We start from the raw sequence: 371 nt of genomic DNA on the forward strand, positions 1-371 counted from the left end.
GCCGCGGTGTGGTGCACTACATCACCGAGATCCTCAAGCGGCTACCCGACGGCCTGACAGTCGGATTCAAAAGGCCCGGGAGCGATGCCGTCCTCAGTTGCGGCAGCGGGCCACTGGGCCCGCGCGGGTCATGGAACTTCGAAGTCAGTTACTGGGTGTGGGGGTATCCCCCGGGCGGCAACGACGCCACGTTCGACGCGTTCAAGCGGTTGTTCGACACCTGGGGCTGGACCACCCGCTACGACCCCACCCCGGGCGACCGGCGCGTGGATGCCCGCACCAGCAAAGACCGCAAGTCCTCCTATCATGTTGCCGTGACCCGCTACCCGCACGGCGGGGTGTCGATGGAATGGTCCTCACCGTACTACCCG

General features: G+C 66.3%; 1 pseudogene. It reads left to right on the forward strand.

The window, feature by feature from the left end:
• A pseudogene (locus tag AC5Y4D_RS27385) lies at window positions 1-371 on the forward strand (hypothetical protein); the annotation flags it as partial.

The sequence above is a fragment of the Mycobacterium sp. NGS67 genome, assembly GCF_059812185.1.